2 protein-coding genes are annotated in these 1,283 nt (G+C 57.7%); one reads left to right on the top strand and one right to left on the bottom strand.

Annotation, left to right across the window (positions count from 1 at the left end; translation table 11 throughout):
* Positions 1-183 precede the first annotated feature (183 nt).
* A complete protein-coding gene (locus AWB76_RS38625) occupies positions 184-435 on the bottom strand; it encodes a hypothetical protein (protein WP_208606668.1) in 252 nt (83 codons plus the stop codon).
* Between the two features lie 117 nt (positions 436-552).
* Between AWB76_RS38625 and AWB76_RS38630 the strand changes: the two genes are divergently transcribed.
* Positions 553-1,245 carry an IS6 family transposase gene (locus AWB76_RS38630; RefSeq protein ID WP_061165328.1) on the top strand — a complete coding sequence of 231 codons (693 nt, stop codon included), beginning with the start codon at positions 553-555 and terminating at the stop codon, positions 1,243-1,245.
* The last annotated feature ends 38 nt before the right edge of the window (positions 1,246-1,283 follow it).

The following is a 1,283-nucleotide window of genomic DNA, read 5'->3' on the forward strand; positions in this document are numbered from 1 at the left end:
CTCATCTCGTCCAGAAACTCCCGCTTACGCGTGCGTTTGGTTGAGAGGTCCAAGCCGAGATGAAGTTGCGTCATCGTGATGCCTCCAAGTCGTTGACTTTCTAATAGTACTCCTTAACGTCACTATGAGTTGGGGTTTCGCAGAGGTTCCTTAACGTTAGCGTCAACTTTCCGGTCCCGCGTTTCAACGCCGCGGCAAGAGCACCAGGTCGGCCGCTTCGTCAGCATCTCTCAGGAGCGTCTTGCGCGGCGTGCCTATCTGCGCACGCATGGTCAGGCCACGAGCGAAATCCGTGACTTGCGTTGCGCGCGCGACTACGGGAAAGTCAGATGCTATTTCTCCCGCACTGATCGCGTCCCGGAAACGGCGCTCCACGAGCGCCGTGCCACCCGCAACGGCGCTCTGCAGAAACTGTTGAACCTCGGCGTCGTTCACACGCGGCGCGACGCATATCACAAGGCAACCCCGGGCGGACCCTTCCATGGGCTCTGGTGCAAATAGGGTCGGCGAATCGGTTAGAGTTGTCGGAGCAAAACGAACTGATGACCTGCGATGAGCAAGCTGAAGAATCTGGAGGAGTTGTTCGGTGGACGCCATTTTGATCGGGAGATCATCATTCTGTGTGTTCGCTGGTACCTGCGCTACAAGCTCAGCCTGCGCGATCTAGTCGAGATGATGGCCGAACGGGGTTTTTCGCTGGCTCACACGACGATCCTGCGCTGGGTGAGGTGTTATACGCCCGAGTTCGTCAAACGCTGGAACCGCTTTGCTACACCTGCGGGTCGCTCGTGGCGTGTCGACGAGACCTACGTGAAGATTCGTGGCAGGTGGGTCTACCTGTACCGAGCGGTGGATCGGGCTGGCCAGACGGTGGACTTCATGCTCAGGGCAAAGCGCGATGTGGCAGCGGCCAAAGCTTTTTTCAGCAAGGCCATCAGGCATCAGGGCCAGTCTCCGGAGACCATCACGCTCGATGGCTATGCTGCCTCGCATCGCGCGGTGCGCGAGATGAAGGCCGATGGTCTGCTGCCTGAAGACACGAAGGTCCAGTCCTCGAAATATCTGAACAACCTGATCGAACAGGACCATCGCCACATCAAATCCAGAACGAACGTGATGCTCGGCTTCAAACGGTTCAGGAGCGCCGCGACCACGATTTCAGGCATCGAGTTGGCGCATCGCATTCGCAAGGGTCAGTTCGATCTCTCGGACGTGTCAGAAATCTTGTGTGCTGAGGTCGATTAAAAAATCTCAGCTGATGGCGGAGGTGAAGCGCTCGCCGA

This window comes from Caballeronia temeraria, assembly GCF_001544795.2.
Taxonomy (GTDB): domain Bacteria; phylum Pseudomonadota; class Gammaproteobacteria; order Burkholderiales; family Burkholderiaceae; genus Caballeronia; species Caballeronia temeraria.

Bases quoted from the DNA above. Each gene is read 5' to 3' on its own strand.
- AWB76_RS38630 (WP_061165328.1), top strand. From the start codon at position 553: ATGAGCAAGCTGAAGAATCTGGAGGAGTTGTTCGGTGGACGCCATTTT.